This is a genomic window from Sphingomonas sp. DMC6 (assembly GCF_056314225.1).
Genome location: NZ_JBQUYT010000002.1, coordinates 553787 through 565906 on the forward strand (window position 1 = coordinate 553787; position 12120 = coordinate 565906).

The following is a 12120-nucleotide window of genomic DNA, read 5'->3' on the forward strand; positions in this document are numbered from 1 at the left end:
CCGCGTTCAGCTTTTACCCATCAGCGTGTTGGAAACGATGTTGCGCTGAACTTCGCTTGCGCCGGCATAGATGGTCGACGGTCGCGCGATCATGTATATCTTGCGGAGATCCAACGGGCTTTCCGCGCCGATCGTCGGCGTCTGCAGCCCGGCATCCTCGTCGATGACATTCAGTATCTCCTCCGAGATATTCTGGAACGCCTCCGTCGCGAGGACCTTCATCATGCCCAGCACGGCATTGTCGACCTCGCCGCGAATTGCCGCGTCCGCAACTTGCGAATGCAGCGCGGCAAGATCGTGCACGTCACAGAACAAGGAAGCAGCCCTATCCGTCACCCCGGCATCTTCGGCGAGCCCGCGCGTTTCGATCAGTTGCTCGAGCACTTCGAACGCCTGCCTGGGTAAGGTGGGGGCGCCGTTGGATATGCGCTCATCCCCGAGCAGGGCCTTGGCCACCGTCCAGCCCTGGTCGAGCGCGCCGACCAGATTTTCCGCAGGAATGCGCACATTCTCGAAGAAGATCTCGCAGAGTTCGTCTTCGTCGGCGAGGTTGAGAATGGGGCGCACGGTCAAGCCGGGCGTGTCCATGTCCGCCAACAGGAAGCTGATACCTGCCTGCTTCTTCACCTCCTTGTTGGTCCGCACCAGCACGAAGATGCGGTCCGCACAGCCGGCCAGCGTCGTCCAGATTTTCTGGCCGTTGACGAGGAACGCCTCTCCATCCCGCACCGCCGAGGTCCGCAGGCTGGCCAGATCGGAACCCGCATTGGGCTCGGAATAGCCCTGGCACCACAGATCTTCCCCGCGCAGGATCGCCGGCAGGTAGCGCGATCGCTGCGCATCGGTGCCATATTTCATCAGCACCGGTGCCAGCAGCACCCCGCCGCTGTCGAGCACGCGGGCGCAGCGATGGCGTTCCATCTCCTCGTTCAGGATGAGCTGTTTTTCTAGGCTCAGGCCCAGGCCGCCATATTGCTTTGGCCAGGCAGGCGCGCGCCAGCCGGCTTCATAGGTCATCCGGTGCCACCGCCGTTCCTCATCACCGGCAAGCCGGCGGATGATCGGGATGCGCCATTCCGCCGGATAATTTTGCTCCAGCCAGTCGCGCCACCGGGCGCGAAACGCGTCGTTGGACAGCAGGTTGAGGTCTTGCGTCATCATGCGCCCTTTCCGCCGCGATGCGCCATCAGCGCTGCCCGGCGATGCGCGGAGGCACTGCCGAGCCAGCTGGACCAGCGCAGCGCGCAATGGACGTAGAGGCCTACATCCGCTTCGTCGGTATAGCCGAAGGCTCCGTGATACTGGATCGCCCAGCGCGCCATTTCCTGGGCTGCCTGGCTGCAACGGGCTTTGGCTGCGTGCACGGCCGGCCCCCAAAGCTTGCCCTCTTCGACGCAGTGCGCCGCCTTGCGCCAGCTGGCGGCGGCGAGTTCGATCTGGCTATAGAGGTCCACCATGCGATGCCGCAGCGCCTGGAATTCCGACAGCGCGCTGCCGAACTGCGCACGCTGCTGCATATAGGCCAGCGTTTCTTGCCACAGCGCCTTTGCCAGGCCCTCGAGTTGCGCGCTCACCGCGACGGTGCCGCGTGCGATTGCGTGCTCGAGCGCGACCCGCGCAGCATCGCCCTCCACAATCACGGCATCGGCAGTCACACGAACATCGTCGAACACGATGTCGGCAGTCAGAGTACCATCGGTTGCGCGCGCAACGACGAGGGTGACTCCCGAGGCCGATGGATCGACCGCTACCACGACAGGGCCGTCATCGCCTTGTGCGGCAACCAAGAGTGCCGAGCCAGGGTGCCAGGCGGGCACGTGCACCTTTGCTCCCTGCAGCCGGCCGGCGGCCAGGCGCGTCCCGAACGCCGGAATGCCGACGCCGCCGCGCCGCTCTTGCCAGGCGAGCGTGACCGATCGATGGCCTTGTGCCAACCCCGTGGCGAGCGCCGCTGCCACCGGCCCGGCGCCGCGGGCCAGGAGCGTCCCCGCCAGGATCGCCGACGCAACAAAAGGTTCGGGCGAAAGCGCGCGGCCGAGTTCCTCCGCCAACGGAAGGGCCGCACTCAGTCCGAGTTCGGCGCCGCCCAGTCTTTCCGGCAGGAGCATGCCTGTCCAGCCGAGTTCGGCCATGCGCCGCCACGTGTCGGCGTCGAAACCGGTTTCGGACGCACGCACCCCCCGGAAATGGCCCGGCCCGCCCGCATCGCCGAGGAATGCGGTAGCGCTGTCGCGCAGCATCTGCTGCAGTTCGTCATCGGTGCGCCAGCCCATGGATCACCCGGCCATCTGCATGCCGCCATTGGCGGACAACCGCTGGCCCGTGATGAAAGAAGCCGCATCGGAGAGCAGGAAGCAGACGGGCTTCGCCGCCTCTTCCGCGGAACTCCACCGGCCCAGTGGGATCCGCGACAGATAGGTCTCGGCGAACTTCTCGCTGCGCACCGTCTCCGTCATCGGCGTGACCACCACGCCAAAGGCGACGCAGTTGGCGCGAATATTGTACTTCGCCCATTCGCGCGCCGTAGACATCGTCATGCCGATGATGCCCGCCTTGGCCGTTGCGTAGTTTACCTGGCCTATCGTTCCCTGGACCCCGGCATCCGAGGAGATGTTGACGATCGATCCGGGGTTGGGATCCCCCGCCTTTGCACGTTCGATCATATGGTTGCCGACGGCCTGCGAACACAGAAACGCGCCGGTCAGGTGAACGCTGATCACCTGATCCCATTCTTGAAGCGTCATTTTCGACAACATCGCGGGACGGGTGATGCCGGCATTGTTCACCAGGCCATGCACGGCGCCGAACGTGTCGACGGCGTATTGCACCAGCGCATCCACATCGGCGGCGTCGGCGATATTGGCCTTCACGCCCAGATAGCGTCCTTCGGGGTACTCGGCCTTGGCCGCTTCGAGGGCATCGCCATTCATGTCCGCGATCACGACATTGCCGCCCAGCGCAACCACCAGATCGGCGACTGCCCGGCCAATGCCCTGGGCGGCCCCGGTAACGATGACCGTCCTATCGACAAGGGACATGGGGTTGGCGGTCGGCTGACTATCCATTGCGGGCATCCTTCTTCATCTCAGCGAATTCTCATGGCCTGCTCCGAAACGCTCGCAATTCCATTCCCTCGATCCGGGACCAGGTATCGCGATGCCGTCATCGTCCAGCACACCGCCGGCGCTCAGAGCACGCCGGCGGCCCGAAGCGCAGCGCGCTCGGTTTCCGAATATCCTGCCTCTGCCAGGATCTCGTCATTATGCTCCCCGACGGCAGGCGGCGGGTAACGATAGGCGGGGGGAGTAGCGGAAAGTCGATAGGGCGAGGCAACGGTACGGACATCCCCGAACGCGCCGGAGGAGAGCGTCAGGAACATGTTGCGGGCAATTGCCTGCGCGTCCCGCTCCATATCCTCAATGTCGTTGATCGGGCCGGCGGACACTGTGGCATCGTTCAGGATCGACACCCACTCGGCGCGTGTCTTTGTACGGATGATGTCGGCGATCAGCGCCTTCAGCGCCGGACGATTGCGGACCCGATCGCCATTGCGCATGAAGCGAGTATCGCTAAGCCATTCGGGGTGCCCCAGAACGTTTGCGAGCCGGACGAACTCCCGATCGTTGAACGTCGCGATGATGATATGGCCGTCGGAGGCACGGAAGACGCCGTACGGCGCGGCACTGGGATGATCGTTGCCGGTCCGGCCCAACTTTACCCCGGCATTGAGCCACGAAGACGACGTGTTGAGCAATGCCGCTGCTAGCGATTCGAACAGGGAGATATCGACCTGCTGCCCCTCCCCGGTCTTGCGCCGATGCTCGAGCGCTGCGAGAATCCCGATGACGGCATTCATTCCGGCGAAGGCGTCGACGACGGGTATGCCGACCCGCAACGGCCCCGCCCCTTCCTCCGTATCGGCGTGACCGGTGACGCTCATCACCCCGCCCATTCCCTGAACAAGGAAATCATAGCCCGAACGCTCCGCATACGGGCCCGTTTGGCCGAAGCCCGTGATCGAGCAATAGATCAGCCTGGGATTGATCTCGCGCAGCGCCGCATAGCCGAGACCGTAGCGCTCCAATGTACCGGTGCGGTAATTCTCGATAAGGATATCAGCCGCGCTCGCCAGCCGCCGGATAATCGCCTGCCCTGCCGCGGTCGCGAAATCGACGGCGATCGAGCGTTTATTGCGGTTGACCGATAGAAAGTAGGTCGACTCCCCGGAGCTGGTTTCGGTCGGCTGCCGTAACCAGGGAGGACCGACCCGCCGCGAGTCATCGCCCTCTCCCCGGCGCTCGATCTTGATCACCTCGGCACCGAGATCCCCCAAAATCTGCCCGCCAAGCGGACCGGCGATGACCCGGGTCATATCCAGCACGGTCAAGCCGGAAAGAGCGCCGGGTGGCGATCCTGAGGTCATTCGGTATCTCCATATTTCGACGATAGTGCCACCAGAAGCCATGCACCGGCGCCACAGGACGGCGGCAACGATCACTTCCCGGTCAACATCCACCGAAGGTTCCGCAGCAAGGACCGGGCAAGGCGCACGGCGGCTTGAAAGCGTTGTAGCCAAAGCGACCTGGCAGCTTGCCATGCGGGACGCCCGATGCGCCCCGCATGGGGACACTCAGAAGCGGAACGTCGCCTCCACCCCATAGGTGCGCGGGTCACCATAGGTGAAGGTTTCGTAACCCGCCCCCTGCAATTGGAAATTGCGCGTAAGGCTGTAGAGTTCATTCGTAATATTGCGCGCGTAGATGCCCGCACTAATTCGGCTCCCACCGATATTGTTGTAATCGATGCGCGCATTAAGCAGCGTATAGCCTGCCTGCGCGCTATTGAACCCCTGGAGGTCATTGCCCAGGCGTGAGCTTCGGTAGTATACGTTACCGTTGAACGCCAGCTCTTCGCCATTTCCATTCAGAGGAATGGTATAGATTGCCGTAAGCCCAGCCGTATCCCTGGAAATGTTGCCGAAGTTCTGCCCGGTAAGATTGCGCGAAGCCACTGCCAGCGTGCATCCATTGACATCCGGTATGGCAAACTGGTCGTACTTGCCGAGAGTCAAGTTATAGAAACCATTCAGCTGCAGGCCCTTCAGCGGTCGCGCCTCCAGTTCGAGTTCGATCCCCTTTGGGGTACCCTTGCCCGCATTAACGATCAATGAGTTGGAGTTCTGGCTAGCACCACACGAGCCTGTGACCTGAGTCTGGATATTCGAATACTTGCCCTGGTATAGCGCCAGATTGGCACGAACAGGCACTCGGCCGATATGCGCATCGGCTTTGACGCCGATTTCATAGTCCGTGAGCTTCTCAGGTGCGTAGGTTCGCAGCGCCGGTGGGATCGCCGGAGAAATCAGGTTGAATCCGCCTGCCTTGTAGCTGTGCCGGTTGGCTACATAGATCAACACATGACTGGTGACCTGATAGTCGACACCCAAGGTCGAGCTCAGTTCCTTGTCGCTTATCCGTAGGGGATCAGGAACTCCCCTGTTCGATCCTACGCGGGTATCCCAGGTATGCCGTAGGCCACCGGTGATTTTGACGCCGGTCAGCCCAAGATTACTGAAATCATAGGTGACCTGACCGAACAACGCCTTGGACGTATATCGATCGAATGATGTATCGAATAGCGTAGGGCTCGTACTGAATAGAGTTGTCGTCTGATCCACTCTAGTCTTTTGCCTGGATATGAAACCACCCATCAACCACGTCAGGCTATTTTCAAAGGATTTACCAAATACCTGCAGTTCGTCACTGATTTGGGTCTGATGACGAGCCTGTGCAACATCGACCATCGGAAAATTAAGGCTCGTCGAATTAAGGTCAAAAGCGTTCTTTATATCGTAATATCCAAAGATATTTTTCAATGTAACACCGCCAAACTCATAGGAGGTGGTGTTAGCAATAAGGTAGCTCTTGTTATTATCGTAATCCGGAGAATATGACTGATCGATCGTCCGGTTACCCAACTGCTGCTGGCGTGCAAGTCCGGCCAGCGCGGGAGGGAAAAACAGGCCGAAGCCACCGAGTGTCTTCGTGATCGGGGGGTTCAAGTGCTGCTTGCCATTGAAATAGGTGACAAGCAGATCGTTCTCGAGCCCGTCCACAGGGGTCAGCGTAACCGCTGCTCGAAGTGCGGTATAATCCTTGTCGTTTCCGTCAGGCCCGCTCAAATTCTTGACCATGCCGTCCTGGCGAGCGACCTGCCCGGAAAGGCGTACGCCCAGAATGTCCTTGACGATCGGCAGGTTGATGGCGCCGGTGAACTGCAGAAGGTCATAGTTACCGATGTTCCCGGTTACATAGCCGCTCACGTCGCGCGTATTTGCTCTTTGCGGGGTAAACAGAACCGCGCCGCCCGTGCTGTTCTTACCGAAAAGGGTCCCCTGCGGACCGCGGACGATCTGCACCGAGGCCAGATCGAAGATACCGGCCGCAATCACGCGCGAGTCGACGGGCACGTCTCCAAAATAGTTTACGACGGTGTTATCGGCACCCAGCGGCGAAGTCTGGCCACGCAACTGGAAGACCGGCGCGCCCGACCCTCCCAGGGGGTCCGGCGTGATCACCAGGCTTGGTGCACTGAACTGGAGATCCGTCGCACGACGGATCTGCTGGCGCTCCAGCGAATCCGAGCTCAGCACGGATGCCGCAACGGGAACATTCTGGAGATTCTCCGATGTTCGTCGCGCGGTAACGATAATGTTTTCGAGCTGCTCCTGATTAGTCGGCGACGCTTGCGCCGGCTGGGCCGGCGAGGAGCCCGGCACTGGCGCCGCATCCTGAGCGATCGCGGGAACAGCAAACATCACGAACGAGGCAGCTGTAGCGCCCAGCAATGGGCACCAGGTACGAGTATGGCGCATTCTTTTCCTCTCCCAAAAGCGCCTCCCGCCCCTCTATCATGCTAGTCCCTGTCCAAGCGTCATCGCTTTGCCCGGGGCAATTTTTTATCAAGCGGAAGTTCGAAATTGGTATCGCGGGACGATTGTTCCGTCAATCATGCGCATCCCAAAGTGACATCACGCATACGATATTTGGGACACAAGCTCGCCAAAGGCGCATCGCTCTGGCATCGAACCGACACTTCCTTTGGAGATCCGAGGCAGTGGGATCGCGGCGCGCCTGCCCGGTCGGAATGATCGATCCGAGGCGCCGCCGCGGCAATCAGGCGCATCTCAGTGCGTCCCGTGCGCGCAGCTGATCGAAGCGAGCGCGCGCGGGCCGATCTCCGCGACCGATGGTGGGTAGTCGTGTAGATCGCTGATCCGGCGCAAATGCTATATCCGTCAAAGACTCCGAGCTCGATCCGCAAGAGAAGGCCTGCGCGTTCCTGTTCGGCGTCCGCGGCCGAACCGGTCTTCGACTGTTGCGAGAAGCGCGTCGACCACTGCTCGCCGAGCGACCATGGTGCATCATTTGGCTCGGTCTGCGCCCGCGGGAGTACCGGTCCTGATTCCGGACACTTGGCATCCTGTATCGCAAATGTGATTTTTGAGCGCCAGCCTCCCCACTGCCTGGCTAATATGGAATATATGTGGCTGCGTATACGGCAGTGCCCGCTCCATCACGGCACCATCCGCATGCGTGTGGTGCCAAAGAGATCACACGATCCGTGGCCAGGAGAGGCGATATGCTGAAAAGAGTCGGTGCCGCGCGTTGGATCGATATGGCAGACATCCGTTGCGCCATGATGGGGATCATACCGCTCGCTTGCCTCGCTGCAGCCTTTTGGCTTTGCGGCTTGCTCTTCTAAAATCCGGACCTTCACGAAGCGCGGGTCGAGGACGCCGCCATCGTAGAACATGGCAATTTCAGGAATTTCGTGTGCGGGCGGGCATAGAGGGTAAGAAAGAGACCCGAGATATCCCGACGCAAAGAGCCCGCGATACCAAATGAGTTGCTGGACCAGCTTCTGGCCGGCGGGGATGCGGCAACAGCACCGCAGCAAGCCGACTTGCTGGATGCGCTGAAAAAGGCGCTGGCGGAGCGCGCGTTGAACGCGGAGATGAACCATCGCCTCGCCGGTGAGGACGGCGGCGGCAACACGCGGAACGGCTATGGCCGGAAGACGGCGATGACCGACACCGGGAGCCTGGCGATTGCGGTGCCGCGACCGCCAGGCGAACTTCGATCCGCAGCTGATCGCCAAATATCAGCGGCGGTTTCCCGGCTTCGACGACAAGATTGTGTCGATGTACGCACAGGGGATGAGCACGCCGCCGAAAAAGCCGCCCCAGCTACCTCCTGATCGGCTCCTACGCGATGATCACAGCGATTTCCTCCAACGTCAATCGCCGCCGCTCCGCACACGACTTCGAACCCACAGGCGCTTCCCTTCGTAAATCCCGCCGAGGAGACGAAGGTTTCCGGAGAAATGCCCCGTCGCGTGCCCCGAAAATTTTTGGTGACACCAAGTCGCTGTGATACCAAATTTTTTCCCAGCACCGCTACGCTACCAGCCGCGTTTCTTGCCCCTCGAAGCCATCCTTGACCCGGTCGATCCATTCGACCACCTCACGCTGGCTCCAGCGGGCCGTGAAGGCGATAAATTGTAGGGTGCAGGAAATCGCTGCTGCCGAATGAGGCGATAGATCATCGTCTTACCCAGCCTCACGCGCCGCTTCACCTCGTCGATCCGCAACAACCGGTCGACTTCCTCGGGCGGGGTCATTTCACCCTCTCGCGTGCCAGCGCCTCGCGCGCCGGCTCTTCGCGGCCATAGGTCTCCGCATAAACGCGCGCCTAGTCGCCGAGCGCAAGATGCAGCTGTGGCAGCACCGTGATGGTGAGCTTGACCGGGGTCCGATCAGGAATGCGCGCAAGTTTGAGATCTACCATGGTGTTCTCCTAACCGCGCCACGGCGCGAGAATGAGATCGTGGTGGACGACCAGCCGAACCGGCGCGCCCGGTCGGATCGTGATGGTCGGCTGGATTTGGAGGTTGCGGGAGGTGATCTGGTCACCGGCACGCGAGACGTTTTGCTGGGTCGATTGGCGGATCGCCTGTACGAGATCGCTCTCGCCGGAGAAGGTCATGTTTGCACCGACGCCGAGCAGGGTCGAAATCGCAACGCCCTTGAGCAGCGCCCAGGTGTGGAAATCGACCCGATCCGCAAGCCCGGCATAGCCCGACGGGTCAGTTGCTGGCACATTGTCGAGCCGGACCGAGCTGCCGTCCGGCAGGATGATCCGCTGCCACACCACCAGCGCGCGCTTCTGCCCGAAAGCGACGACACTGTCGTAGCTGCCGATCAGCCGCGCACCCTGGGGGATGAGAAGGATACTGCCCGTCGCGCTGTCGAAGACCCGCTCCGTCACCTGAGCGATGACGAGCCCGGGGAGATCGGACCTGAGTCCGGTGATCAGGCTCGCCGCGATGACGCTGCCGGCGGACAGCATGTTCGGTGACACTGGCGGGCTCAGCCGGTGCGCATTGACATCGCCGCCGCTGTCGCGCGCAGCCACGAAGTCAGCCTTGCGCTGCTGCGCATTGGGATCACGATCGGGATCGATCGCGAGCCGCGACGCATCGGTGGCTTGGACGGATGGCGAGGATGGGGTCGCATCGGCGGTGCGGGCCGGATCGTTGCGATTGCCCGATTGCACCAGCACCCCCGACTCGCGCGCTGCCTTCAGTTCTGCAGCCATTCGCTCCCGTTCGGTTACGGCGGCCTGATCGGCACGCGGCGTCCCGCTCTCCGCTGGCGGCGCGATAGCCATGGCGCGCTGATGCTCGAGGATCGGCCGACCGAGGTCGCCCGGCAAGGGCGGGCCGAGCTTCGGCACGTCGCCATAGCTGCCCGGCAGGCGGTTAAGGGTATCGGCGGGTGCCTTCACCGCTACGGGCGTGTCTTGTGTTGGTGCAGCCAGGTGCAGGTCCGTCGACCGAAGCGCCACCCAGGCCGTCGCCGCCAGACTGACCGAGCCGAGCGCCGCTATGCCGACAATGGCGCCTCGCTTGAAGCGGATCGCACGCGCGGGCTGTGCGCGAAGCGCCAGCGTTTCCGGATCCACCTTGGCCGGGATGGCAGGCGCTTCGGGTGCCGGTGGGGATGCTGCCTCGGCGGTCATGATGCCCTCCGGTCAGGCGAACCTTCCGCCACCCTGCGGATGCGGACAATCTGCTGATGCTTCGTGCCGAGACGAAGCTCGGCGACGTCGAAGATGCGATCGACGACATAGAAGCGCCCCTTCACGCGGTAGTTGACGAGCTGGACCTCGCCCTTCCCGTCCACGAGGAAGAGGGGCGGTGCCTCCCCCACCGCCAGCGTTGCCGGAAACTCGACGAAGGTCTGGCGCCCGTCGTCGAACGCGCGAAGGGGCCGCCAGGCGGGTCGATCGCCCGACACGGCATAATTGAAGTGCAACTGCTCGACCTCGATCCCGGTGGCCACCGGTGCAACCGCCTCGGCTGCTGCGGTGGCGCGCTTCAACGCGATCAGCGCGTCCTGCGGATAGGTCCAGGCGAGCGCGACCATTGCCGCCTTGGCCCTGCTGGTCAGGTTGAGGTGATAGGTGCGCCGGTCGGTGGTGATGACGAGGTTGGTCGAGAGGCCGGCGCTGAACGGCTTGACAAGCACATGCGTCCGCCGCTCCGCGGCCGAACCGCTGGTGGTATCGCCGATCACCCAGCGGGCCGTGTCGCCGCTCGCGACCGCGACCAGCGTTTCGCCCGGCTGCAAGGCAATGTCGGTTACCCGCTCGGGCGCCGTGGCGACGGAGTAGATGGCACCATCGGCGAACGGATATGTCTGCACGGCGTTGACGGAGCCCTGCACGACGGGAACGTTCGTAGCCCCCTCCTCGGCGCCGACAATCGGCGAGGGAACGCGCCCGGCATTATCGCGCGGCGAAATTGCCCCTGCGCTGGCGTCTGCAACGATCAGGCAAGGCACCAGCAGCGCGGCGATTGCGAAGGGTCTCGTCATGGCTGTGTCTCCGTATTGACGGTGGGTTGCGCATCAAGGTTCGGGTCGAGCGGCGAGCCGAGCGGCACATTGCTGGACGGGTGCGCAGTATGCGTCGAAGCAGGCGACGCTGCGGGCTCGAGTTCACGGCTCCAGTAGATCGCGTCGATGTAGATACCGAGCGGGTTCTTCCGGAGTGTGTCGGCGGATACCGGCGGTTTGCTCAGGATCGTCAGGATGCCGGTCCAATGGGAAGTGCCTGCACCGCTCCCGCGCTCATAGGCGGTCTCGGTCCACTTCACTTGAGACATGCGCCGACGCCTTTAGCCGCAAGCGGCTTGGACATGCGCGTCGGCCACCCGGCAGTCTCGATGGCGGGTCAAACTTTCCCAAGCGAGGTTCTCAAGCCTCGGCGCCGCCCTCGCGGCGCGGCCCCAGACTAATGCGACGAACCGCAGACGCAATACCCTATTACAGAATTCTCGCCCTTCTCCAATGAAATGAAACACCGGACGCGCAGGCACTCAAACGACGATGCCGCACCTAGACTTTCGTATTTCAGCGTGCAGCACCGCTGCCTAAACTTGTTATCACACGATTGCGATAAAGTTGTACAGCAACCATCTTCTTTTCCGAATCATTAAAAACTACGACCTCTCACATATTCTATTTCAAAGCCAACTGAATAAATTGACTCCAAAAGGCGAACGTGCCCGCTTAGGTCGTAAACTCATAAACGGCTGACATGCAGGACGCCCTCAGCGCGGTTGCGACAACGCTAAGTGCATTAAGCTGAGTTCCACTGCTACGAAGGCACCGGCGAACCAAAGCCAAACGACCTCCATCCCGATCCAATTTTGAAGCAATCCCAAGGGCAAAAGCCCCAGGACAAGCACGGCTCGGAGCCAAAGCAGCGCCGATGACCCGGCCCGGCTACCAAAGAGCCCCCAATCTGAATCACGAAACTTCTTCGGCCGGCCGGGCCAAGGGTCATTGCCCTGCATCTCTCGATTTGCGGCATCGACACCCCGCCGGTAAGTCCGGCTGAACAGCATCCTTAAGAAAAGGAGGACAGCTGTCGCGCCGACGAAGATCGTGCTCGGCAGCAGAATGAAGCGCATGGGAGCGAACAGAATGCTGGCCACCGACGCGAGCCCCGCGAAGGCCGCGATCCAGAAGCAAACCGCTCTGAGTTGTCCATC

Annotated in this window: 12 protein-coding genes and 1 pseudogene; 1 reads left to right on the forward strand and 12 read right to left on the reverse strand. The window is 61.9% G+C overall.

Annotation, left to right across the window (positions count from 1 at the left end):
• Positions 1–6: 6 nt before the first annotated feature.
• The 6 genes from ACT53M_RS06480 to ACT53M_RS06505 all read right to left on the reverse strand — a co-directional run bounded on the left by ACT53M_RS06480 (position 7) and on the right by ACT53M_RS06505 (position 7815).
• The gene (locus tag ACT53M_RS06480) at positions 7–1161 is read right to left on the reverse strand and encodes an acyl-CoA dehydrogenase family protein (protein WP_476232202.1); all 1155 of its coding nucleotides are present in this window, start codon (positions 1159–1161) and stop codon (positions 7–9) included.
• Positions 1158–2273: an acyl-CoA dehydrogenase family protein gene (locus ACT53M_RS06485; protein ID WP_476232203.1), complete on the reverse strand. Its 1116-nt coding sequence runs from the start codon at positions 2271–2273 to the stop codon at positions 1158–1160. The genes ACT53M_RS06480 and ACT53M_RS06485 overlap by 4 nt, the downstream gene beginning before the upstream one ends.
• Before the next feature lie 3 nt (positions 2274–2276).
• A complete protein-coding gene (locus ACT53M_RS06490) occupies positions 2277–3065 on the reverse strand; it encodes an SDR family oxidoreductase (RefSeq protein WP_476232204.1) in 789 nt (262 codons plus the stop codon).
• A 122-nt stretch (positions 3066–3187) separates the two neighbouring features.
• Positions 3188–4387 (reverse strand): CoA transferase, encoded by a 1200-nt coding sequence (locus ACT53M_RS06495; protein ID WP_198161935.1) that lies wholly within the window; start codon positions 4385–4387, stop codon positions 3188–3190.
• Between the two features lie 243 nt (positions 4388–4630).
• Complete coding sequence (locus tag ACT53M_RS06500; RefSeq protein ID WP_476232205.1) at positions 4631–6874, reverse strand: TonB-dependent receptor; 2244 nt, start codon at positions 6872–6874, stop codon at positions 4631–4633.
• Positions 6875–7575: 701 nt separating this feature from the next.
• A complete protein-coding gene (locus tag ACT53M_RS06505; protein WP_157105508.1) occupies positions 7576–7815 on the reverse strand; it encodes a hypothetical protein in 240 nt (79 codons plus the stop codon).
• A 57-nt stretch (positions 7816–7872) separates the two neighbouring features.
• Here ACT53M_RS06505 and ACT53M_RS06510 point away from each other — a divergent pair.
• A pseudogene (locus ACT53M_RS06510) lies at positions 7873–8227 on the forward strand (transposase); the annotation flags it as partial.
• A gap of 236 nt (positions 8228–8463) precedes the next feature.
• Here ACT53M_RS06510 and ACT53M_RS06515 read toward each other — a convergent pair.
• From ACT53M_RS06515 to ACT53M_RS06540, 6 genes are all read right to left on the reverse strand, one after another.
• Positions 8464–8682: a helix-turn-helix transcriptional regulator gene (locus tag ACT53M_RS06515; protein ID WP_084445150.1), complete on the reverse strand. Its 219-nt coding sequence runs from the start codon at positions 8680–8682 to the stop codon at positions 8464–8466.
• A 71-nt stretch (positions 8683–8753) separates the two neighbouring features.
• Positions 8754–8849, reverse strand: a complete 96-nt coding sequence (locus tag ACT53M_RS06520) for a DUF2274 domain-containing protein (RefSeq protein ID WP_084445151.1) — start codon at positions 8847–8849, stop codon at positions 8754–8756.
• Between the two features lie 9 nt (positions 8850–8858).
• Entirely contained in the window at positions 8859–10082 is a 1224-nt protein-coding gene (locus ACT53M_RS06525; RefSeq protein ID WP_476232207.1) for a TraB/TrbI/VirB10 family type IV secretion system protein, read from the reverse strand.
• Positions 10079–10939: a P-type conjugative transfer protein TrbG gene (gene trbG / locus ACT53M_RS06530; RefSeq protein ID WP_476232209.1), complete on the reverse strand. Its 861-nt coding sequence runs from the start codon at positions 10937–10939 to the stop codon at positions 10079–10081. Before trbG ends, ACT53M_RS06525 begins: the two co-directional genes overlap by 4 nt.
• Complete coding sequence (locus ACT53M_RS06535) at positions 10936–11229, reverse strand: VirB8/TrbF family protein (RefSeq protein ID WP_476232211.1); 294 nt, start codon at positions 11227–11229, stop codon at positions 10936–10938. Before ACT53M_RS06535 ends, trbG begins: the two co-directional genes overlap by 4 nt.
• A 447-nt stretch (positions 11230–11676) precedes the next feature.
• The gene (locus tag ACT53M_RS06540) at positions 11677–12063 is read right to left on the reverse strand and encodes a hypothetical protein (protein WP_157105510.1); all 387 of its coding nucleotides are present in this window, start codon (positions 12061–12063) and stop codon (positions 11677–11679) included.
• Positions 12064–12120 lie beyond the last annotated feature (57 nt).

Bases quoted from the DNA above. Each gene is read 5' to 3' on its own strand.
- ACT53M_RS06480 (WP_476232202.1), bottom strand. From the start codon at position 1,161: ATGATGACGCAAGACCTCAACCTGCTGTCCAACGACGCGTTTCGCGCC.
- ACT53M_RS06485 (WP_476232203.1), bottom strand. From the start codon at position 2,273: ATGGGCTGGCGCACCGATGACGAACTGCAGCAGATGCTGCGCGACAGC.
- ACT53M_RS06490 (WP_476232204.1), bottom strand. From the start codon at position 3,065: ATGGATAGTCAGCCGACCGCCAACCCCATGTCCCTTGTCGATAGGACG.
- ACT53M_RS06500 (WP_476232205.1), bottom strand. From the start codon at position 6,874: ATGCGCCATACTCGTACCTGGTGCCCATTGCTGGGCGCTACAGCTGCC.
- ACT53M_RS06505 (WP_157105508.1), bottom strand. From the start codon at position 7,815: ATGTTCTACGATGGCGGCGTCCTCGACCCGCGCTTCGTGAAGGTCCGG.
- ACT53M_RS06515 (WP_084445150.1), bottom strand. From the start codon at position 8,682: ATGACCCCGCCCGAGGAAGTCGACCGGTTGTTGCGGATCGACGAGGTG.
- ACT53M_RS06520 (WP_084445151.1), bottom strand. From the start codon at position 8,849: ATGGTAGATCTCAAACTTGCGCGCATTCCTGATCGGACCCCGGTCAAG.
- ACT53M_RS06525 (WP_476232207.1), bottom strand. From the start codon at position 10,082: ATGACCGCCGAGGCAGCATCCCCACCGGCACCCGAAGCGCCTGCCATC.
- trbG (WP_476232209.1), bottom strand. From the start codon at position 10,939: ATGACGAGACCCTTCGCAATCGCCGCGCTGCTGGTGCCTTGCCTGATC.
- ACT53M_RS06535 (WP_476232211.1), bottom strand. From the start codon at position 11,229: ATGTCTCAAGTGAAGTGGACCGAGACCGCCTATGAGCGCGGGAGCGGT.